At 66.3% G+C, this 19,240-nt stretch carries 21 protein-coding genes; 8 read left to right on the forward strand and 13 right to left on the reverse strand.

Features of this window, described 5'->3' with window-relative positions; genetic code table 11:
• Window positions 1-2 precede the first annotated feature (2 nt).
• The gene (locus AC1DF3_RS09935) at window positions 3-707 is read right to left on the reverse strand and encodes a gamma-glutamylcyclotransferase (RefSeq protein WP_478139531.1); all 705 of its coding nucleotides are present in this window, start codon (window positions 705-707) and stop codon (window positions 3-5) included.
• 109 nt (window positions 708-816) lie between these two features.
• Window positions 817-1,776: a GlxA family transcriptional regulator gene (locus AC1DF3_RS09940; protein WP_478139532.1), complete on the reverse strand. Its 960-nt coding sequence runs from the start codon at window positions 1,774-1,776 to the stop codon at window positions 817-819.
• A gap of 93 nt (window positions 1,777-1,869) precedes the next feature.
• Here AC1DF3_RS09940 and AC1DF3_RS09945 point away from each other — a divergent pair, with 93 nt between their 5' ends.
• Window positions 1,870-2,697 (forward strand): SDR family NAD(P)-dependent oxidoreductase, encoded by an 828-nt coding sequence (locus tag AC1DF3_RS09945; RefSeq protein WP_478139533.1) that lies wholly within the window; start codon window positions 1,870-1,872, stop codon window positions 2,695-2,697.
• A gap of 91 nt (window positions 2,698-2,788) precedes the next feature.
• Here AC1DF3_RS09945 and AC1DF3_RS09950 read toward each other — a convergent pair whose 3' ends face one another.
• The 3 genes from AC1DF3_RS09950 to AC1DF3_RS09960 all read right to left on the reverse strand — a co-directional run bounded on the left by AC1DF3_RS09950 (window position 2,789) and on the right by AC1DF3_RS09960 (window position 4,378).
• Window positions 2,789-3,169 (reverse strand): helicase SNF2, encoded by a 381-nt coding sequence (locus tag AC1DF3_RS09950; RefSeq protein ID WP_478139534.1) that lies wholly within the window; start codon window positions 3,167-3,169, stop codon window positions 2,789-2,791.
• Window positions 3,170-3,321: 152 nt separating this feature from the next.
• Window positions 3,322-3,450 (reverse strand): hypothetical protein, encoded by a 129-nt coding sequence (locus tag AC1DF3_RS09955; RefSeq protein WP_286531155.1) that lies wholly within the window; start codon window positions 3,448-3,450, stop codon window positions 3,322-3,324.
• 163 nt (window positions 3,451-3,613) lie between these two features.
• A complete protein-coding gene (locus AC1DF3_RS09960; protein ID WP_478139535.1) occupies window positions 3,614-4,378 on the reverse strand; it encodes a sulfite exporter TauE/SafE family protein in 765 nt (254 codons plus the stop codon).
• A 104-nt stretch (window positions 4,379-4,482) separates the two neighbouring features.
• Between AC1DF3_RS09960 and pdxR the strand changes: the two genes are divergently transcribed.
• Both pdxR and AC1DF3_RS09970 read left to right on the forward strand, forming a co-directional pair.
• The gene (gene pdxR / locus AC1DF3_RS09965) at window positions 4,483-5,976 is read left to right on the forward strand and encodes a MocR-like pyridoxine biosynthesis transcription factor PdxR (RefSeq protein ID WP_478139536.1); all 1,494 of its coding nucleotides are present in this window, start codon (window positions 4,483-4,485) and stop codon (window positions 5,974-5,976) included.
• 119 nt (window positions 5,977-6,095) lie between these two features.
• Complete coding sequence (locus AC1DF3_RS09970) at window positions 6,096-6,503, forward strand: hypothetical protein (protein WP_478139537.1); 408 nt, start codon at window positions 6,096-6,098, stop codon at window positions 6,501-6,503.
• Between the two features lie 38 nt (window positions 6,504-6,541).
• Here AC1DF3_RS09970 and AC1DF3_RS09975 read toward each other — a convergent pair whose 3' ends face one another.
• Window positions 6,542-7,429 (reverse strand): DUF3616 domain-containing protein, encoded by an 888-nt coding sequence (locus AC1DF3_RS09975; RefSeq protein WP_286531164.1) that lies wholly within the window; start codon window positions 7,427-7,429, stop codon window positions 6,542-6,544.
• Between the two features lie 287 nt (window positions 7,430-7,716).
• Between AC1DF3_RS09975 and AC1DF3_RS09980 the strand changes: the two genes are divergently transcribed.
• The 3 genes from AC1DF3_RS09980 (at window position 7,717) to AC1DF3_RS09990 (ending at window position 10,359) form a co-directional block, all read left to right on the forward strand.
• A complete protein-coding gene (locus tag AC1DF3_RS09980) occupies window positions 7,717-8,136 on the forward strand; it encodes an organic hydroperoxide resistance protein (RefSeq protein WP_286531166.1) in 420 nt (139 codons plus the stop codon).
• Window positions 8,137-8,146: 10 nt separating this feature from the next.
• Complete coding sequence (locus tag AC1DF3_RS09985; RefSeq protein ID WP_478139538.1) at window positions 8,147-8,953, forward strand: alpha/beta fold hydrolase; 807 nt, start codon at window positions 8,147-8,149, stop codon at window positions 8,951-8,953.
• Window positions 8,954-9,021: 68 nt separating this feature from the next.
• A complete protein-coding gene (locus AC1DF3_RS09990; RefSeq protein ID WP_478139539.1) occupies window positions 9,022-10,359 on the forward strand; it encodes an epoxide hydrolase family protein in 1,338 nt (445 codons plus the stop codon).
• 11 nt (window positions 10,360-10,370) lie between these two features.
• Here the strand turns inward: AC1DF3_RS09990 and AC1DF3_RS09995 are convergent, their stop codons facing one another.
• The 7 genes from AC1DF3_RS09995 to AC1DF3_RS10025 all read right to left on the reverse strand — a co-directional run bounded on the left by AC1DF3_RS09995 (window position 10,371) and on the right by AC1DF3_RS10025 (window position 17,875).
• Window positions 10,371-11,090 (reverse strand): hypothetical protein, encoded by a 720-nt coding sequence (locus AC1DF3_RS09995; RefSeq protein WP_286531169.1) that lies wholly within the window; start codon window positions 11,088-11,090, stop codon window positions 10,371-10,373.
• Window positions 11,091-11,119: 29 nt separating this feature from the next.
• The gene (locus AC1DF3_RS10000) at window positions 11,120-12,157 is read right to left on the reverse strand and encodes an alpha/beta fold hydrolase (RefSeq protein ID WP_478139540.1); all 1,038 of its coding nucleotides are present in this window, start codon (window positions 12,155-12,157) and stop codon (window positions 11,120-11,122) included.
• A gap of 74 nt (window positions 12,158-12,231) precedes the next feature.
• The gene (locus tag AC1DF3_RS10005) at window positions 12,232-13,215 is read right to left on the reverse strand and encodes a GlxA family transcriptional regulator (RefSeq protein WP_478139587.1); all 984 of its coding nucleotides are present in this window, start codon (window positions 13,213-13,215) and stop codon (window positions 12,232-12,234) included.
• A gap of 42 nt (window positions 13,216-13,257) precedes the next feature.
• Complete coding sequence (locus AC1DF3_RS10010) at window positions 13,258-14,673, reverse strand: TolC family protein (RefSeq protein WP_478139541.1); 1,416 nt, start codon at window positions 14,671-14,673, stop codon at window positions 13,258-13,260.
• Window positions 14,674-14,692: 19 nt separating this feature from the next.
• Window positions 14,693-15,595, reverse strand: coding sequence for an efflux RND transporter periplasmic adaptor subunit (locus AC1DF3_RS10015; RefSeq protein ID WP_301810401.1), 903 nt, complete (start codon window positions 15,593-15,595; stop codon window positions 14,693-14,695).
• A gap of 7 nt (window positions 15,596-15,602) precedes the next feature.
• A complete protein-coding gene (locus AC1DF3_RS10020; protein ID WP_478139542.1) occupies window positions 15,603-15,833 on the reverse strand; it encodes a DUF1656 domain-containing protein in 231 nt (76 codons plus the stop codon).
• Window positions 15,827-17,875, reverse strand: a complete 2,049-nt coding sequence (locus AC1DF3_RS10025) for an FUSC family protein (protein ID WP_478139543.1) — start codon at window positions 17,873-17,875, stop codon at window positions 15,827-15,829. The genes AC1DF3_RS10020 and AC1DF3_RS10025 overlap by 7 nt, the downstream gene beginning before the upstream one ends.
• A gap of 165 nt (window positions 17,876-18,040) precedes the next feature.
• Here AC1DF3_RS10025 and AC1DF3_RS10030 point away from each other — a divergent pair, with 165 nt between their 5' ends.
• Both AC1DF3_RS10030 and AC1DF3_RS10035 read left to right on the forward strand, forming a co-directional pair.
• The gene (locus AC1DF3_RS10030; protein ID WP_478139544.1) at window positions 18,041-18,373 is read left to right on the forward strand and encodes a hypothetical protein; all 333 of its coding nucleotides are present in this window, start codon (window positions 18,041-18,043) and stop codon (window positions 18,371-18,373) included.
• 53 nt (window positions 18,374-18,426) lie between these two features.
• Window positions 18,427-19,206 carry an enoyl-CoA hydratase-related protein gene (locus AC1DF3_RS10035; protein ID WP_478139588.1) on the forward strand — a complete coding sequence of 260 codons (780 nt, stop codon included), beginning with the start codon at window positions 18,427-18,429 and terminating at the stop codon, window positions 19,204-19,206.
• Window positions 19,207-19,240: the final 34 nt, after the last annotated feature.

Here is a 19,240-nt window from a genome sequence, read left to right on the forward strand (position 1 = left end):
GATCAGGCCGCGCCTGAATCCCCGAGCAGGATCGCCGCCTGCAGCCGCTCCATGCCGGCGTCGCGGATGCCCAGCCTTTCGAGCGTCCGCAGCGTCGCATCGAAGTACGCGCGCGAGCTGCCGATCGCGCCGTTGCCGGTGCGGATCAGCCGCGCGACGTCGGGGATCGGATGCCCTCCGATATAGCGCTCGTGCCGTCGGTCGACGACGAAGGTCAGGGCCCGAATCGCGCCTGTGCTGTTCCTGGCCGGCACCCAGTGGGCGTCGTAGGTGCCGGCGAACATTTCCCGTCGCCAGAGCAGCCGCAGCTCGGTGCGCACCTTCGCCGCGTCGATGCGGTAGAGGACCCCGCGGCAGGCGCCGCCCCTGTCCAGGCCCAGCATGGCACCGGGCGCCTGCTGCGATCCGCGCCCCAGCAAAGTGCGGATGCAGAAGCTGCGGTGCCAGCCTTGCACGCGCCCGATGCTGGCATGCGCTGCATCCATGGCCGGGTTCCACATGAGCGAACCGTAGCCGAAGACGTGCAGGTCCGCGCCCGGGTCGTGGGCGCCGAGCGCGGCTTCGAGCGTCTGCTCCATTTCGGCGTCGGTCCTGATCCTGACGCCTGCCGGCGCATTGGCCCGCAGCGACTCGATCATCGAACCGGTGACCAGCCGTTCGCGCGTCAGCAGGTGATCGGCGTCGAAGGGAATCGGGATGCTGTCCATGCGAGATGACGTGGCGTGTTCGTTCACGGCACTCTACCGATAGGAGCGATGCCGAGACAGCGCGCGCGGCTCAAAGCGCCATTGCGGAATCGACAACAATCGCTGCACCTCAGGCGGCCGTCGAGGTGGCGGTGTGGCGCGCACGCGCTGCTCGCTTGAGGGCTTGCGGCGGCTGCCCGAAGAGGCGCAGGAATGCCCGTCGCATGCGTTCGGGGTCGGAGAAGCCGGTCTTGCTCGCGATGCGTTCGATGCTCAATGTGTCGGCCTCGACCAGGATGCGGGCCGTTGCCGCGCGCAAGCGCTCGACGGCGCGCGCGGGCGATTGCCCGGTGCTCTGCCGGAACTCGCGGCTGAAGTGGCGCGGGCTCATGTGCGCGGTGTGGGCCAGCGTCTCGACCGACAGGTCCTTGTGCAGGTGATCCTTGGCGTAGGTCAATGCCGCCTGGATGCGGTCCGACTGCGACTCGAGCTCCGACAGCATCGAGAACTGCGATTGCCCGCCGGCCCGGCGATGGTGCACGACGAGCTTCTTCGCCACGGCGCGCGAAACGTCGACGCCCAGGTCTTCCTCGACGAGCGCGATCGCGAGGTCGATGCAGGCGGTCATGCCGGCCGAGGTCCAGACCGTGCCGTCGCGCACGAAGATGCGGTCTTCTTCGACACGCAAGGACGGGAACTGGCGCTGGAGTTCTCTCGCAAAGCACCAATGGGTGGTGACGCGCCGCGCGTGGAGCAGGCCGGCGTTGGCCAAGACGAATGCGCCGGTGCAGATGCTCGTCATGCGCCGCGTCGGCTCGATCGCGCGCGCAAGCAAGCGCAGGAGCTTCGGCGATGACGTCGGCACCACGGTGGCCCCTGTCACGAGCAGCGTGTCGTAGGCGCCCGGGTCCAGCGCGATCGTCTGGACCGCGGCGCCGAGCGAGCTCTTGACGGCGCCGCCGGACTCGGAGACGACATCGATCTCGTAGGCCGGATCGGCCACTTCGAGGTTGGCCATCTCGAAGACCGAGGCCGCCGCCATGTCGAGGATCTGGAAGCCGGGAAAGACGACGAGTCCGATGCGTTTCATGTTGGCTTAAAACGAGGGAAGTTTGTCATTCAGGACAGACCTTACATCGCTATCTTCGAACCTGTCAATCCACCCGACTCGAAAGGACTCCAGATGAAACCGACCGACCACTCCAAGCCCATCGCACTGGTGACGGGCGCCTCCAGCGGCATCGGCGCGATCTATGCCGACAGGCTTGCCAAGCGGGGCCATGACCTGATCCTCGTGGCGCGCGATGTCGCCAAGCTGAGCGCGCTCGCCGAGCGCATCCGATCCGAATCGGGCCGCCATGTCGAGCTGCTGCCCGCCGACCTGACGGCCAAAGACGACCTGCGGCGGGTCGAACAGCGGCTGCTGTCAGACGACCGCATCGAACTGCTGGTCAACAACGCGGGCGTGGGCGCCACCAGCGCGCTCATCGACTCGGACCCCGATCGGCTCGAGGACATGATCCAGCTCAACGTGACGGCGCTGGCGCGGCTCACCCGCGCCGTTGCCGTGGGCATGGCGCGCCGGGGAAAGGGCGCGATCATCAACATCGCGTCGATCGTGGCGGTGGCGCCCGAACTGCTCAATGGCACCTACGGCGGCAGCAAGGCCTTCGTGCTCGCCTTCACGCAATCGCTGCACCATGAGCTGGGTCCGAGGGGAATTCGTGTCCAGGCCGTGCTGCCGGGGGCGACCAGCACCGACTTCTGGAACGTTGCCGGCACACCGGTGGAACACCTTCCCGGCGAGATCGTGATGCGTGCCGAGGAGATGGTCGATGCGGCGCTCGCCGGCTTCGATCAGGGGGAACTGGCGACCATTCCTTCGCTGCCCGACCTCGGCGAATGGGAGCGCTTCGATGCGGCTCGCAAGGCGCTGGGTCCGAACCTGTCGCGCTCCCATGCCGCGCAGCGCTACCAGGCCGCGACCGCTCACGTTCTGGAGGCCGCATGATCCCGCTCGCCAGGAGCGCGTGAGCTTCCGTCTTCCCAAAAGAAAACGCCGTCTGCGAGAACCGCAGACGGCGTTTGTACGTGGGGCCGATTTACAGGGGCAGCTGCTGGCCATGCGCGGCAGCAAATGCCTGGGCGCGCACGGCGGAGCGATCGACCGCGCCCGAAGACACGGAGGTGACGCCCTGGCCGTAGCCCTCAGCGTACGGATTCGCGCTGTGGGCGGCGGCGACCGCAGTGCTGCGGACGGCACCGCGACCGGTCAGGCCGGTCGGAGCGGCTGCCACGCGCGAGGAGACGGCTTCGGCATAGGGGTTGTCGCTGTGTGCGGCAACCACGGCCTGGCCACGCACATCGGCGCGCGCGTTGGCAGAGACGGACGCTTGAACGCCCTCGTAGGTTTCGGCCTGGGCGCCGATGGCGGCAAGGAGAGAGACTGCGGCGGCAGCGATGATCTTGGTGGTGGTGTTCATTTCAGGTCCTTCAAAAGCTTGGGTGGATCAGGACAGTGAACGACCGCCCTGTGGGGAGAAGTTTGCGGCAGAACGCGGCAAAGAAAACCCCTTGATCCCGCACTGGTCCGTTGATGAACTCGAAACAATCGATGCGTGCGTTCTCTGCGGGGCTACGCGAGGAGCAAGGCAACGCCGAACGCGATTCCCGCCATCGAGAACGTCGCCAGCAGACAGGGAAGAATGAAGAGAGCGGCGCCCAAGTCCCCGTGGTGCGCTTCAATGGATTTCCATAGTTTCATTGCTGTCTCCTTGCGGTTCCTGGGAACCTTCGAGATCACTCTAGGCCTGGGCGGCCTCGTTTTCCAGTGGACGCTTTGAAATGGACTTTTCGTCGGCCAGGAACAATGAACGATTCGATGGAATGAGTGGTCGCCGCGGCACGAAAGCCGGCGTTCGAGCATCTCAGGCGAGATAGCCAGAAACGCCATCCCACAGAAGCTTCAGAGCCGTGAGGATCAACAGGCTGTAGGAGGCCCGGTACATCTGGCGCTGATCCAGCTTTTCATGCAGTCGCCAGCCCAGCCAGACACCTGAAGGGATGGCAAGCAAGCAGATTCCCATCAGGATCCAGACCTGTCCTGTCGGACGGGCCAGCAGCAACCACGGCACGGCCTTCAGGATGTTTCCCACCGTGAAGAACATGCTGGTCGTCCCGGCATAGAGTTGCTTGCTCAGGCCCAGCGGCAACAGGTACATGGCCAGCGGCGGCCCGCCCGAATGCGCCACCATGGTCGTGATGCCGGACGAGAGGCCGGCGGCCACGGCCTTGGGCGACGAACGCGGCCGCACCTTCACCTGACCCCCGCTCTTGAACCAGAGAGCGACGAAAGTCAGGGTGATGGCCGCCATCACGATGGCGATGGCGCGGTGGTCCAGAAAGCGAAACAACGCATAGCCGATGCCGATGCCGATGCCCGCCACCAGCCCCGGCACCAGCAACTTCAGGTCCGGCCTGGACCAGGTGGAGGGCTTCCAGTAGCGCAGGCTGAACAGGTCCATGGCGATGAACAGCGGAGCAAGCAGGCCGCCGGCCTTCACCGGGTCCATCACCAAGGAGAGCAGTGGGATCCCGACGATGGCAAAGCCGCCGCCGAAGGCGCCCTTCATGAAGCAGATCAGGAAGACGCCCGCGAAGGTGACGAGGATGGTGGTAGCGCTCAGGTCCATGGTGCTGTGTGCCGGTCGGTGCGGTGCGGGCTGTTCGGTGTGCTTGAAGCCCGAATATCCGGCCTGGGCGGCACAATGGGAAGTGCCAGTTCCTGGGTTTCTTCATGGGCCAGTTTTCACAGCCACCCCTTGCCGGCGCGCGCGGCGCCGAGCGTCGCATCTACCGCATGCTGCGTGCGCAGATCGAGGAGGGCGTGCTCGCTCAGGGCACCAGGCTCGCATCGACGCGGGCCCTGGCGGCCGAACTGGCCGTTTCGCGCACCACGGTCACGGCCGCCTACGAGCAACTGGCCGCCGAGGGTTTTGTCCAGACGTCGGCCGGCAAGGCCGCGCGGGTAGCCAGCGCCATCGGCGCGGGGAGCAGACGAGAGCATGCGAGATCGACGCGGAAAGAAGATGCGGCGCCGACGCTCTCACTCTACGGCCAGCGGGTCGCGGCCCTGCAGCCCTACAGCATGTCGTCGCCGCTGGCCCGCATCGACTTCCGGTACGGCGCGGTGGCTTCGCGTGATTTTCCGGCGCTGGGTTGGCAGCGTGCCTACCGGAGCGAACTGCTGCAGCGCCAGGAGAGTCGCCACGACAGTCAGCCCGAGGGCGAAGAGCGCCTGCGCAGTGCGCTGCACGGCTACCTGCGCCGCGCGCGTGGCCTGGCCTGCACGGTGGACCAGATCCTCATCGTGCACGGGTCGCAGCAGGGCCTGGACCTGTGCGCCCGGCTGCTGCTGAATCCGGGTGACGCCTTCGTCTTCGAAGATCCGGGCTATCGGATGGCGCGCTACTGCTTCGAGGCCACGGGCGCGCAGGCCTTGCCGGTGCCCGTCGATGCGTGCGGCCTGGACACGGCGAGCCTTCCGACCGACGGCCGCGCGCGCCTGGCCTTCGTGACGCCGTCGCACCAGTTCCCGATGGGCGCTGTGCTGCCCATCACGCGCCGGCTTGAACTGCTGCAATGGGCAAGCCGCCACGGCGCGTGGATCATCGAGGACGACTACGGCGGGGAATTCCGCTACGGCCAGCGACCCATCGACGCGCTGCAATCCATGGACACCGACAGCCGCGTCATCTATGCCGGCAGCTTCTCCAAGGCCCTTTCGCCGCAGTTGCGCCTGGGCTATCTGGTGCTCCCGCGAGAACTGAGGCGGGTCTTTGGAGAAGCCAAGCGACTGACGGACCGCCACTCGGCCCGCTGGGAGCAGAACGTGCTGGCCGCGCTGATCGAGGAAGGCGCGTATGAGCGCCATGTTCGTCGTCTGCGGCGCGAGAACGAAAAGCGCCGCAAGGCGCTGCTGATGGCTGTCGAAGAGCAGCTTGCGGGTCGCGGGCAACTGATCGGCACCGCCGCAGGCCTGCATGGCGTGCTCATGCTGCCCGCACTGAGCGCCCGGGACGAACCGGCGCTGCAGGCGGCCGCGCTGGCGCGTGGGCTTGGCGTCTATCCACTGTCGCCGCTTTTTGCCGAACCTGAGACTCGAACGCGCAGGCGACCCGCCGGTCTCATTCTTGGCTATGCCGGCCTGACGGTGCCTGAGATCCATGAAGGCGTCGGCATTCTGGCCGCAGTGATTCGTCAGTGCCTGGCTCTGCCGCCAACGCGGTGACTATTCCGAAAGCGTGAAAAACGGATTGCGGCAAAGCGGCTTTTTCTCTCGCGGTGCCTCTCCTACAGTGCGTTTGTCGTCTTGCGAGACGCAACCCGTCAAACCTCCGAGGAGCCACCATGCACCCCCTGCGCAAACTACGCGAATCCGGTAGCGCCACACCCGCCCAGGTGAGCACGCTGCTGGCCGAGAACGTCGTATTCAACAGCCCGATCCTGGTCCGCCCGATCGAGGGGCGGGAACCCGTCGCAGCGATCTTTGCCCAGTCGAGCTCCACGCGCGGCAGCGGCACCTACACAGCGGAGGTCAAGCTCGATGACCGCACCACCTTCTTGCGCTGGGAAGGGACCATCGAAGGCCGCAAGCTCGAGAGCCTGGAGGTCATCGTGGACGACGAGCGAGGACTGATCGTGGAGCGCACGATTGCGCTGCGTCCGTATCCGGCGCTGAAGCTGTTCCGCGACGCCATGTACGCATCGCTCAAGGACAAGCTGCCGCCCGATGTGTGGGACTACCCGACGCCTTAGCCGCGTCGTTCCTGCCGACTCCCCGGACAGGCACAGCATCAAGACGCAGGCTGCAGTTGATCGAGGCCAATCCAAAGATAGTTCGCTGGCCGTCGGGCCTTGCGGTCACCGTCATCGCTGACCATGATGATTCCCGCAGCCCTGTCAATGACTGCCGGGCTCACCCCCTCGACGCGCGCCAGGTCCTTCAGGCCCGGAACCACGAGGCGGCCCACAGCGTTGCTTCGCCAGCCATTCCAGAGCCAGAGAGAGAACTGGCCAGGCGCGCGGGAAACGGGTCCGCCGATGACCAGGTACTGTCCCAGTGCGGGAAGGAAAGACAAGGCGCGGATGCCATGGCCATCGAGGTCCAGTTCGTCGAGTTGGGGCGAAAGGCGGGGCTCTTCCCCCGCCTCGAAGATCGCCGCCGGATTGACGATCGCGGCAATGATCGCGCGGCCTTCATGCAGCGGGCTGCGAAATCCGATCAACAAATGATGCTCGATCGGATCGAATTCCAACGCTTCGATGTTGAGACCGCCAGCGGCTTTGACCTCCCGGATCCCGGCGGCTGAGGCCAGCACAGGATGCTGCTTCGTCAGGGCTTCCTTCAATCCTCGAACGACCCTCGGTGCGACGACCCGATTCCCCTCGACCCGGAAGCGCACCAGTCGCTCGCGCGATTTCTTCGCGTGGCCCTCGTCGTCACGAGAATGCGAGGTGATGGCGTAGAAGAAGCCCGCTCGATCCAAGGCAAGGCCCTCAAGATCGTCCAGTTTCCAAAAGTCACTGAAGAGCTGGAGCAGGGTGGCGGTGAGCGCAACGCTGTGGACATTGCCTGCGTCGATCGTGACCAGAGTGAATGGATGGTTCTTCTCGTCTTCGACCACAAGAAGACGCCCATCCGGCAATTGCCGGATCGCAGACGGCTCGTAGACGCCGGTCAAGGGTCGGAAATGCGGTGGTTCGAAGTTGGCCACCGGGCATTGTCTACCCATAGGTCGGCTCCCCACAAACACGCGGCGCTCGGAATTCCAATCGGCTCTCCCAGCATCACGATGTCTGAAAAGGGGGGGAATACGGCATTTGAAAGTCGGCGAGGACACCTATCTTCGAAATGCGAATGCTTGGTGGGATCGACGGGTACAGGCATTGACCAGGTCCCGTCGAAAACCGACCTGCACTGAATCGCTGCGAATGACTCCCAATCTCCCATCCATCTGAAGGAATGATCATGATCAATGAGATCGACAAGGTTCTCTACACCGCCAAGACCCACACCACGGGCGGACGCGATGGCGCTGGAAAGTCCAGCGACGGCGCTCTCGATGTGAAGCTGAGCAGCCCAGGCAGCAACAGGCCGGGCACCAACCCGGAGCAGCTGTTTGCCGTCGGGTGGTCGGCTTGCTTCATGGGTGCCATCGGCCTGGCGGCAAAGGCGCGGAGCATTGCCTTGCCCGCGGATGTCGCTGTCGATGCCGAAGTTGACCTTGGCATCACTGATGGCATCTTTTCGCTCCGGGCGCGACTCGACGTCCACGTGCCGGGATTGAATCGCCCGCTGGTGGAGGCCTTGGTCCGCGAGGCGCATCAGACCTGCCCCTACTCGAGAGCGACCCGCGGCAACCTCGACGTGACCTTCAACATCATCTGAGGGGGCTGTCATGAACACACCCACGACCGCGCTTCGAACCCTGCAGAACGCCTGCCTCGCGCTTCTGTTCGTCGCCGCCGCCTTGCTCCATCCGGCCGCGCACGCGGCAGCGCCATCGCCAGTACCGACCATCGTCCTCGTCCATGGCGCCTTCGCCGAGTCCCTGAGCTGGGAAGCCGTCATCGAGCGGCTGCTGGCGAAGGGCTACCCCGTCGTGGCCGTGGCCAATCCCTTGCGCGGGCTGCGAAGCGATTCGGCCTACGTGGCCAATCTGGTGGACACCATCCCCGGGCCCGTCGTCATGGTGGGCCACTCGTACGGCGGTGCCGTGATCTCGAACGCCGCCGAAGGCAAGGCCAACGTCAAGGGCCTCGTGTTCGTGGCCGCGTTCGCGCCGGAAAGCGGCGAGGCGCTCGGTGAACTGGGGGCACGGTTCCCCGGCAGCACGCTGGGCTCGGCGCTGGTTCCGGTGGCCCTGCCCGGTGGCGGCAAGGATCTCTACGTCCAGCAAGCCAAGTACCGCGAGCAGGTTGCAGCGGACGTTCCCGAGCGCGTCGCGGCCCTGCTCGCGGCCACGCAAAGACCCGTCGCCGAGGCTGCGTTCGCCGACACGGCCGGCGCCCCTGCGTGGAAGGCTCTGCCGTCGAGGTTCATCTACGGCACGGCCGACAAGGCCATCGCGCCGCCACTGCTCGCGTTCATGGCGCGACGCGCGGGCTCGAAGCACACCGTTGCGGTTCCGGGCGCGTCGCACGCCGTTCTGGCCTCTCACCCCGACGAGGTCGCCGCGTTGATCGAAGAAGCTGCCGCCGATTGAAAAAGACGGCGCTGCGCTCAGCGCAGCGCCAGCTTCCCACTTGATCTTCAAATTGAAAGCCCATCCCCATGAATTCCCTCGAAAAAACACAGTCCTCGCCGCTGTCGCGGCGTCACTTTCTTGCCGGATCGACGGCCGCGCTTCTGACCAGTCCCTCGGCGTTCGCCCTGGCGCAATCCCGCCCCGATGAAGTCGCCGCGGCGCCCGTTGCGGGTCTCGTCGGCGACGATGCCCGGATCCGCCCCTTCGCCTTCCACGCACCGCAGTCCGAGCTCACCGACCTGCGCCGCCGGATCGCCTCGACGAGATGGCCTTCGCGGGAACTGGTGACGGACGCGTCGCAAGGCGTGCAACTCGCAACGATGCGCGAACTCGCGCGAACATGGCAGACGGACTACGACTGGCGCAAGTTCGAGTCGAGGCTGAACAGATGGCCCCAGTTCATGACGACGATTGACGGGGTGGACATTCATTTCATCCACGTTCATTCGAAACATCCCGACGCGCTGCCGGTGATCGTCACGCACGGTTGGCCCGGTTCGATCGTCGAGCAGCTGAAGATCATCGATCCGCTGACCGATCCGACGGCGCATGGCGGCACGGCATCGGATGCGTTCGACATCGTGATTCCGTCGTTGCCGGGGCATGGATTCTCGGGAAAACCCACGACTCTCGGCTGGGACCCCATCCGCGTCGCGCGCGCATGGGTGGTTCTGATGGAGCGCCTTGGCTACACGCGCTACGTGGCACAAGGTGGCGACTGGGGCAATGCAGTCACCGAGCAGATGGCCTTGCTGAGGCCTCCCGGGCTGGTCGGCATCCACACCAACATGCCTGCGACGATCCCCGACGAGATCGCCAAGGCGCTGCAGTCCGGCGGACCGGCGCCGACCGGCCTCGCGGCCGACGAGAAGTACGCCTACGAACAGCTCGACTTCTTCTACAAGAATGGTCTGTCCTACGCCCAGGAGATGAGCAAGCGTCCCCAGACCCTCTACGGGATCGACGATTCCCCCATCGGGCTCGCCGCCTGGATGCTCGACCACGACGCCCGCAGCTACGCGCTCATCTCGCGTGTCTTCGCCGGTCGGCCCGAGGGGCTCACGCGCACCGACATCCTCGACAACGTCACGCTGTACTGGCTGACGAACACGGGCGTGTCTTCGGCTCGTCTCTACTGGGAAAGCAAGCTGGCCTTCTTCGCACCGAAGGGCGTCGCCATCCCTGTCGCGGTCAGCGCCTTTCCCGACGAGATCTACACGGCGCCGCGCAGCTGGACCGAGCGGGCGTATCCCAAGCTCGTCCATTACGGCAGGCTCGACAAGGGCGGGCACTTCGCAGCGTGGGAGCAACCGGAGGTCTTCGCTGCGGAGCTGCGCTCGGGGTTCAGATCGTTGCGCGGTTGAACCCGGTCGATTCAATCGAGGCGGATGTTGCTGATGTCGATGAACACCATTTCGGCGTCGAGCATCGGCCGCCCTTGGTCGTCTCTCATGTACGCGCGCCGCCGGGTCGGGAACTTGATACCGGCGGATTCCTGTATTTGGTCAACGTACTGCGCTGCTGCAAACCCGCCGGCGACATCGACCCGGTAGTCATGCCGCCGCAGCAGGCCGTCATCTCCAAAATAGAACTCTTGCGTGGTGCTGTGACTGGCGATCGCGGCCGGAAAGGTCGCGCGCAGTCCGCGCCAGCTTTCCTTGCCTTCCTGCCAGGGTTCGATGTCTTCGACGACGAATCCGGGCATGGCAAGGGCAAACGGCGACGTGAGATAGATCCACAACGCGTAGCCGTTGAAGTAGGCGCGCTGCAACGGGTCCCAGGGTGTCGCCAGCGCGTGGCCGGCGAAGGACGAGCGCGGGTCGCAGCGCTCGGCGACCACGGTGCCGTCCAGCTTTTCGATGGCGACGCGATCGGCTGTGAATCTGGTGCGCTGGTCAGGCGCCCCGAAGGGCGCAAGCGATGCCTGCTGCACGTGCAGCGAGACGGTCATTTCTCGCGGCGTCGGGTCCTGGGGCATGCCCTTGCGGATGAACAGCTGCCCGCCACTGACGATCGTGGCCCGGACACTGTTGAAACTGTGCCAACGGTCGAGTCCGCCATGGGCGTCCACGGCCTCTGACAAGAGCTTGTTCATGGCTTTGCTCCTTGCTTGGATGAAAAGTCTCAAAGACGGGTCACGTCGAGCACGGCCGCCGCGAAGGCTTCAGGTGCCTCCTGGGGCAGGTTGTGTCCGATGCCGCCGCTGACGAGCCGGTGCTCGTAAGGCCCCGAGAACTTCTTCGCGTAGGCGCTGGGCTCGGGATGCGGCGCACCGTTTGCATCGCCCTCCAGGGTGATCGTCGGTACCGCGATGACGGGAGCCTGCGCCAGCCGGGCCTCGAGGTCGCGAAACCTCGCCTCGCCATCGGCGAGGCCGATGCGCCACCGATAGTTGTCGATCACGATGCTGACGTGGTCCGGGTTGTCGAAGGCGGCCGCGCTGCGTTCGAAGGTCGCGGGATCGAAGCCCCACTTCGGAGACGCGGTCTGCCAGATCAGCTTGGCGAACTCCTTGCGATTCCGCTCGTAGCCCAGCCGGCCCCGTTCGGTGGCGAAGTAGTACTGGTACCACCACTGCGCTTCAGCCTGCGGTGACAAGGGAATTTGGCCGGCCTGCTGGCTGCCGATCAGATAGCCGCTGACGGAGACCAGCGCGGTGACCCGTTGGGGCCAAAGCGCCGCCACGATGCAGGCCGTTCGCGCGCCCCAGTCGCAGCCGGCAAGCGTCGCCTTCTCGATCTTCAGTGCGTCCATCAGGGCGATGACATCGGCTGCCAGCGCGCTCTGCTGACCATTGCGAGGGGTCTTGTCCGAAAGAAACCGGGTCCCACCGTACCCGCGCAGGTACGGAACGATCACCCGGTGGCCGGCCGCGGCCAGCAAGGGGGCGACGTCGGCGTACGTATGGATGTCGTAGGGCCAGCCATGCAGAAGAATCACAGGCGCGCCGTTGGCCGGGTCGATTTCGAAGTACTCGATGTCGAGGACGCCGGCGACGATGTGTTTCAGCGGCTGGAGGCGCTTCAGCGGCGATGCCTGCTGTCTGCCGGGCGAACCCGCGGCTTGGGCGAAAGCGGTCCCGGTGGCGAGCCGGGTGGCGACGATTCCGATTGCCGTGGCTCCCAGGAATGAGCGTCTGGGCAGGGAAGGGGTGTCTGACATCGTGAAAGTCCTGTCGAAACTGTGAGGAGAGATTTCTGGATCCAGGATGGCGTCGATGTCGTCCGGACCCGTATTCATGTCACGGCGTGAGCGCCAGAAAACCGGCCCTCGGCGCGCACGGCAACGCTTTGCCTGGTCATCCTGCGCATGCTTTGCGGTGGTTGGCCCAGCGATCGAACGAAGGCCCGGCGCATTCGCTCGGGGTCCCCGAAGCCCGCCTCCTCGGCGATGACTCCGAGACTCAGATTGCCCGCGTCGATCATCACGCGGGCCGCCTCCACGCGCAGGTTCTCGATGGCGTGCGCGGGCGATTGCCCGGTTTCGGACTTGAAGGTCCGGCTGAACTGGCGCGGGCTCAGATGGGCGACTTCGGCGAGATCCTCGACAGACAGCGGCTTGCGCAGATTGGCGCGCGCGTGCGCCAGGGTCTGCTGGATGCGATCGGATTTCGGTTCCAGTTCGAGCAAGGCCGAGAACTGGGACTGCCCACCTGCGCGGCGGTGATACACGACGAGCTTCTTCGCAACCAGGCGGGCGACGTCGACCCCCAGATCGTCTTCCACGAGGGCGAGCATCAGGTCGATGCCTGCGGTCATGCCCGCGGACGTCCACACCGGGCCGTCGTGGACGAAGATGCGGTCCGCCTGCAGCTTGACCCGTGGATGGCGCTGCTCGAGTTCGTTGGCGAATGCCCAGTGCGTGGTGGCCAGGCGCCCGTCGAGCAAGCCGGCGTCGGCGAGGCCGAATGCGCCTGTGCAGATGCTCGCGATGCGCCGCGCACTGTGCTGGCGAGACCCGAGGAAGAGACGCAGCTTGTCCGATGTCAGCTGAGGGGCCAATGATCCGGTCATCACGATGGTGTCGAACTGCGTCGAATCGAGGGGCGTCGACGCGACCTGCACCCCCGACGAACTCTCGACCAGGCCACCCTCTTCGGACAGCAATGCGACCTGGTAGAACGGCTGCTCCAGGGACGCGTTGGCAAGTTCGAAGGCAGCGATCGCCGCCAGATCCAGGATCTGGAAGCCGGGGAAGATGAGGATGGCGACGCGTTTCATGATGTGCCGGCGTGAAGAAGCTGTGCTGTCGAACATGCGCGATCAACGTGGACGCCCGCTATCTTCCCAACCACCCCCGAGCGCAAGAAACACGTTGACCTGGTCCGACGCCAGCTTGCTGTCGGCGGCCGCGACGGATTGCTCGACGACGGTCAGCGTGCGCGTCGCATCCAGGACGGGCAGGAAGCCTTGTCTGCCGAGGGCAAACAGCTGTTGCGTGTCTTCGGCCGCACGGCTCGCCTTCTCGCGGGCCGCCTCGAGCAGGGCGCGCCGCTCCAGGTCGCGGGCGTAGGTCTCCAGTGCACTCTCTGCTTCCTTCAACGCGTTCAGCACGGTGCCGTCGAAGCGGGCGAAGGCAATCTGCTGGTCGGCATCCGCCGCGCGGATTCGGGCCTGGATGCGAGACCGATCGGGAAACTGCCAGCTGATCAGCGGCCCCAGCGAGAACTTCAAGGTGTCGGTATCGAGGAAGTTCTTGTTGAGCCCGACCGAGCCGATCGATGCGCCCAACGTGATCTTCGGGTAGAGATCGGCGGTGGCGACGCCAATGCGCGCAGTGGCCGAATGCAGTTCGTACTCGCTGCGCCGGATGTCGGGGCGGCGACGCAGCAGGCCGGCGCCGTCTCCCACCGGAATCGGCCGCGCCAGATGCGGTTCTTGATCACACGACTGCACCGCACGCGGGAAGTCTTCGGGCGCGTGGCCGGTCAGCACCGCGAGCCGGTAGAGCGCCACCCGCTTCTGTGCGTTCAGGACCGGAAGGGTCGCGCGCACCTGGTCGGTCTGGGCCGACGCGCGGGTGACGTCCAGCGTGCTGCCCCGGCCGGTCCGGAACAAGGTCCGGGTCAGTTCGGTGCTTTTCTCCTGCAGGGCCACCGAACGCTCTGCCACCGCGATCTCGCGTCCGAACGAGCAGACGTCGAGGAAGGCACGGGTGGTCTCGGCGACGACCGTCACCCGTGTGGTGTCGTAGGCCGCGCGTGCGGCACCCGTGTCTGCGTTCGCCGACTCGATGGTCCGCGCGATCTGGCCGAACAGGTCGACCTGGTAAGACACGCCGGCGCCCAGGCCGTAGACGAAGTTGTTCGACAGAGGCTTGCCGGGCCTGAGTTCTTCCTCTGCCGAACGGCGCCCATAGGTGGTCGTGGCCAGCAGGGTGGTGGTCGGGTTCTTGGCAGGGTCGGCGTAGTCCAGGCCGGCGAGGGCGCGTTCGATGTTCCCCGCCGCGGCGCGGAGGTCGGTGTTGGCGACCAGGGCTTCCTGCACCAGCCCGTCCAGCGTGGCGCTTTCGTAGAGTCGCCACCAGTCTCCGGGGACGGGCTCGGGATCGAAGGCGGCATTGCCTGCGCCGAGGAACGGCCCGTTCGCGACCTGGCTGTTGGCGACCGCGCCGGCCGGACGTTCGTAGTTCGGCCCTACGGCGGCACAGGCCGTCAGCACGGCGGCGGCGACGAGCATGAAGAATCGACGGATCATTTCAGTACCCCTTGGCCACGCTGACGTCCTTGCCGCGCGGCGCCTCGACCACCTCGACGGTCGCGGTGCGGCCCATGATCAGGCGCGCATCCGGCGGTACGTGGTCCAGCTGCACCCGCACCGGTATGCGCTGTGCGAGCCGGACCCAGTTGAAGGTCGGATTCACGTTGGCGAGCAGGTTCGAGCTGCCGCTTCGCTCCCGGTCCTCGATGCCGGCCGCGATGCTGTCGACATGGCCATCGAGCCATTGGGTCTCACCGATCATGCGCACGCGCACCGGAGCGCCGACCCGGATGCGGCCGAGCTTGGTCTCCTCGAAGTAGCCCTGCACGTGCAGCGAGTCCTGGTCGACCAGCGCGAAGACCGGGCGGCCCGCCGTCGCGTAGGCGCCCGGGCGCAGGTCGAGGTTGGTCACCCAGCCATCGACCGGGGCCTTGACTTCGGTGCGGGCCAGGTTGAGACGCGCAGTGTCCAGCGTCGACGCGGCCTGCTGCAGGTTCGCCCTGAGCTGATCCACCTTGCTGCTGCCTTGCTCCCGGGACTCGGCAGGCACCAGGTCGCCGAGCGCGATGTTCCGACGGTTCTCGCGCCGGGCCTGATCGATCTGCACGCGCAACCCCTGCACCGTGGCCTCGGCCTGCTCGACTGCGAGCTGATGACGCGCGCGGTCGATGGTGAACAACACATCGCCCCGGTGCACCGCCTGGTTGTCGTGGACGGCGACCCTTTCGACCAGGCCCGACACATCGGGTGCGATCTGGATCACGTCCGCGCGCACCCGGCCGTCGCGCGTCCAGGGCGCCTCGCGGTAGTGGTCCCATGCAAGATGACCGACGAGGATGGCGGCGGCCACGATGGCCAGCGTCAGCACGACGCGGCCGATGGTTTGGAGCGAGGTTTTCATGTCGATTTCATCCCAGGAAGGCAAGCAGCCGGAGGTCTGGCGTACTCGCGGCGAAGGCGACGCCGCCCCACAGGAGCGTGAACAGCGCCAGGTCGACCAGCGCCGGGTGCCATACCAGTCGATACGCGCCGATGCGCGCCAGGACCTTGCGCAACGCAAGCAGCAACGCGCCGGCGATCACCGCTGAAGCCAGCCCCACGTTGACGAGGATTCCGAACAGGCTGATTTCGGCTAGCACGGCGCGCGCTCCAGGTCGTCGAGGGGCGGCGCCTCGGGAAACAAGCCTCGACGAAGGCCCGTCGCCGCGGCCAGGCCCCTGAGGCGCAATGCCCCGCCGCCAAGGGCGAGAAACTGCCGGAGGGTGTTGTCCAGCGCAGCAAGCAGGGCGCTTGACGGCTGTGCCGGACCTTTGCGCGCCTGGCTGGCGAAATGCGCCGAGAGCTGCCGCATCAGCGCGTCGACGGCCGGTGCGAAGGGGGCGCCTTCGGATCCGCCCGCGAGCTCGCGCAGCGTCGCCGTATTGACGCCGAGCCGCAGGTCGTTGAGCGCATCCGCGTGGCCCAGCCCCGAGGCTCCGCCCACGCGCGCGAGGCGCGGAATCAGCAGGCCGACGCGGTCGAGCATTCGGCTGGCCAATGCGTCCGCACCGGGCGGCGTTCGCCCTGCGGCCAGCGCCGCGAGATCGCGCCATCCTGCGCGCAGGATGCGGGTCGCGCTGGTCTCGGCGCTCACGACACGCATGAGCGAAGTCACCAGGAGCGCGATGAGGCTGCCGGCCACTGCGCCGATGGCGATGTTCATGAAGCTGTCGAAGTCGGCACGCAGCGAGGGCTGGAGTGCCAGCAGCGTCTGCGAGATGAGGGCGAAACCCAGGGCGCGCAACCAGTGCTGCGGTGTGGCCAGGAACAGCGCGGTGCCGAAGTAGAGCGGCGACAGGGCCAGCGCGAAGGCACCGAAGCCGTCGACCGCCGGAAGGATCGCAAAGACATAGAGTGCGGCGACGGGCGCGGCGATCAGCGACCAGGCGACCATCAGCTTCTGCATCGGGCGGGGATCGTCGACGAAGGCGAAGACGGAAGAGCCGGCGGCCGCCAGGCCGATCATCGTCGCGCCCTGCGCCCAGCCGACGGTGATCGCCGCAGCCCCCGCGATGGCCACCGCCACACCGGCCGCCAAGCCGGCGTAGGCGGCCAGACCATGGTCGACGTGCAGTTGCCGCCGGCCCTGTGCGTCGGCGAGCCGCTGCGTCAGCGGGTCCTGCTCGCGGACCGAGTCGCGAATGAAGGGCATGAGATGAAGACAGTCGTTCCAGGCTTCCGCGAGTTCGGCCAGGCGCTGGACCGCGCTTGCCGCCAGCATCTCGGTCCACGCCGGCAGGGTGCCAGGCGCCGGCAGCGCCTGCTGTCCTGCGGCGGCCAGCCGGCCGACACGGTCCTGGTCGCCCTGCGTGGCCTGGTCGATCCATTGCCGGACTTCCGCCACGTGCTGCGCCAATGCGGGCGGCATGGCGTTGCCGATGGCGCCGAGCCGATCCTCGACGGCGGACATCAAGGGCAGCAAGGCGACCAGGCGCGCTTCGAGCGCCGACATGATGCGGCTGTCCGCCGCGCCCGCATCCGCATCGAAGCGCTGGCCGTTGGCGAGTTGGTGCAACTCCGTGAGGTCGGCGGCAACCCGCCGGCGGGCTGCCTTTTCTGCGGGCGTCGACCCCTCGGGCGACAGTGCGGCGGTCATCCAGGCGCGTGCGTCAGCCAGGATCGCGCCCAGCCTGGCGTCCATCTGGGACTTGAGCGAACGGGGAAACAGCAGGCTGTGCACCAGCGCTGCGCTGCACGCGCCGATGACGATTTCCTCGATGCGCGCGACGCCGATGTCGAAGAGTTGCGAGACGTCGCTGATCAGCGGCAGGCCCACCAGGGCGACGGTGTAGCCGGCCAGCAGGAAGGCATAGCTGCGGGGGCTGCGGTCCAGCAGCGAGACGTAGATGCACAGCCCCACCCAGGCCCCGACGGCAGCGATCATCAGCCCGGGCGTCTGGACCAGCGTGGGCAGGATCAGCATCGAGGCGATGATCCCGAACACCGTGCCCGCGGAGCGGTACAGCGCGCGGGAGACGACGGAGCCGGAGGCAGCGCCCAAGGGTTGGCTCACGATGAACACGGTCAACGATGCCCATCCGGGGTTCGGCAGCCCGGCGCTGAAGGCGACATACAGGGCCAACAGCGCCGCCAGGGTGCAATTGGTCGCGTAGATCACGCCGCGGGTGTTGAAAGCGCTCATGGCGAGGATGGATCGTGAATGCCGGGGCGATGGCACCGGCTGCTCGTAGCGTAGGGCTGCAGATCGAGATTCGGAAGCCTGCGCGGTACAGAACGTTATTGCGCCGGCTGCAATAAATGTGCGGGTCGGGCGCGGCCGCATTGTTTCGCTGTGAGCAATAGCGCATTGACCGCGACCGTCTTTGTTCGCGATGCGACGGTGACTACATTGGGCGCATCGACCTTCAACCGGGAGATGGCAGTGACCGAAACAACCTCCACCCTCCGTCCGAACACCCGCACCGCGCATGCCGCTCATGCCAGCCGATTCGAGTTGTGGTTCCGCTCCCTCTTCAACCAGGGGCGCGGCTTCGCTTTCGCGTGTGACGCCGAAGGCCGGGTGAGCATCGAAGGACTCTCGGAGCGCGGCCGCCGCAACTATCTCTTCGCCAGGGCGATGGTCGGCCGCGAGTTCGCGACCCCGAGCGTTCGCACGGCCACGATTTCTCTTCACTCTTGATCAAGCAAATACGCATGAAGCATGAACATCGATACGCGGAGCACCATAAGAACATGACTGATCACGTAACCGTCGATACCGCCCAGGGCGTTCTGACCATCACTCTGGCTCGGCCCGAGAAGATGAATGCAATCACCAATGCGATGTACGGCGCCATGGCAGATGCCGTCGCTGGCGCTGAAGGGAATTCTGCCGTTCGAGTTGTTCTGATTCGAGGCGAAGGCGCCACGTTCACCGCTGGAAATGATCTGGGCGAATTCGCCGCAGAGGCAAGCGGCGAGACCTCACCGCAGGAGCGCCACGTCGTCCGATTCCTTCGCGCTCTCGCAGGCTGCTCCTTGCCGGTGGTGGCCGCGGTGAACGGACGCGCCGTGGGCGTGGGGACGACCCTGCTGCTCCACTGCGATCTCGTTCTGCTCGCCGAGGATGCCCTTCTGTCCACGCCGTTCGTCAACCTTGCCCTCGTGCCGGAGGCTGGGTCGAGCTTGCTCCTTCCTGCTCGCATCGGGCACGTTCGCGCATTCCAGATGTTTGCGCTGGGCAAGCCCATTTCCGCTGCGCAAGCCCTGGCCTGGGGCATCGCCAACCAGGTGGTGCCGACGGCGGAGCTTCATGAGGAGGCTCGGCAAATTGCGCAGGCGCTGGCCAGGCAGGCTGCCGGATCCTTGATGGCCACGAAAGGCCTGATGCGCCATGCAGAAGCCACCGCAGCGGCGCAGATGGAAAAGGAAACCGCACAGTTCACCGAGCGGCTCAAGAGCCCCGAGGCGCATGAAGCGTTCGCCGCATTTGCGCAGAAGCGGGCGCCTGATTTCTCGCGGCTTGCACGGTAGCGGCGGCGCCGCTTCGCTCCCCGATCGGTGTCGC

The organism is Variovorax sp. 10N432 (assembly GCF_056394465.1).

Excerpts from the sequence above, each read along its gene's own strand:
- AC1DF3_RS09935 (WP_478139531.1), bottom strand. The coding sequence starts at position 707 with ATGGACAGCATCCCGATTCCCTTCGACGCCGATCACCTGCTGACGCGC.
- AC1DF3_RS09940 (WP_478139532.1), bottom strand. The coding sequence starts at position 1,776 with ATGAAACGCATCGGACTCGTCGTCTTTCCCGGCTTCCAGATCCTCGAC.
- AC1DF3_RS09945 (WP_478139533.1), top strand. The coding sequence starts at position 1,870 with ATGAAACCGACCGACCACTCCAAGCCCATCGCACTGGTGACGGGCGCC.
- AC1DF3_RS09950 (WP_478139534.1), bottom strand. The coding sequence starts at position 3,169 with ATGAACACCACCACCAAGATCATCGCTGCCGCCGCAGTCTCTCTCCTT.
- AC1DF3_RS09955 (WP_286531155.1), bottom strand. The coding sequence starts at position 3,450 with ATGAAACTATGGAAATCCATTGAAGCGCACCACGGGGACTTGGGCGCC.
- AC1DF3_RS09960 (WP_478139535.1), bottom strand. The coding sequence starts at position 4,378 with ATGGACCTGAGCGCTACCACCATCCTCGTCACCTTCGCGGGCGTCTTC.
- pdxR (WP_478139536.1), top strand. The coding sequence starts at position 4,483 with ATGGGCCAGTTTTCACAGCCACCCCTTGCCGGCGCGCGCGGCGCCGAG.
- AC1DF3_RS09970 (WP_478139537.1), top strand. The coding sequence starts at position 6,096 with ATGCACCCCCTGCGCAAACTACGCGAATCCGGTAGCGCCACACCCGCC.
- AC1DF3_RS09980 (WP_286531166.1), top strand. The coding sequence starts at position 7,717 with ATGATCAATGAGATCGACAAGGTTCTCTACACCGCCAAGACCCACACC.
- AC1DF3_RS09985 (WP_478139538.1), top strand. The coding sequence starts at position 8,147 with ATGAACACACCCACGACCGCGCTTCGAACCCTGCAGAACGCCTGCCTC.
- AC1DF3_RS09990 (WP_478139539.1), top strand. The coding sequence starts at position 9,022 with ATGAATTCCCTCGAAAAAACACAGTCCTCGCCGCTGTCGCGGCGTCAC.
- AC1DF3_RS09995 (WP_286531169.1), bottom strand. The coding sequence starts at position 11,090 with ATGAACAAGCTCTTGTCAGAGGCCGTGGACGCCCATGGCGGACTCGAC.
- AC1DF3_RS10000 (WP_478139540.1), bottom strand. The coding sequence starts at position 12,157 with ATGTCAGACACCCCTTCCCTGCCCAGACGCTCATTCCTGGGAGCCACG.
- AC1DF3_RS10005 (WP_478139587.1), bottom strand. The coding sequence starts at position 13,215 with ATGAAACGCGTCGCCATCCTCATCTTCCCCGGCTTCCAGATCCTGGAT.
- AC1DF3_RS10010 (WP_478139541.1), bottom strand. The coding sequence starts at position 14,673 with ATGCTCGTCGCCGCCGCCGTGCTGACGGCCTGTGCCGCCGTAGGGCCG.
- AC1DF3_RS10015 (WP_301810401.1), bottom strand. The coding sequence starts at position 15,595 with ATGAAAACCTCGCTCCAAACCATCGGCCGCGTCGTGCTGACGCTGGCC.
- AC1DF3_RS10025 (WP_478139543.1), bottom strand. The coding sequence starts at position 17,875 with ATGAGCGCTTTCAACACCCGCGGCGTGATCTACGCGACCAATTGCACC.
- AC1DF3_RS10035 (WP_478139588.1), top strand. The coding sequence starts at position 18,427 with ATGACTGATCACGTAACCGTCGATACCGCCCAGGGCGTTCTGACCATC.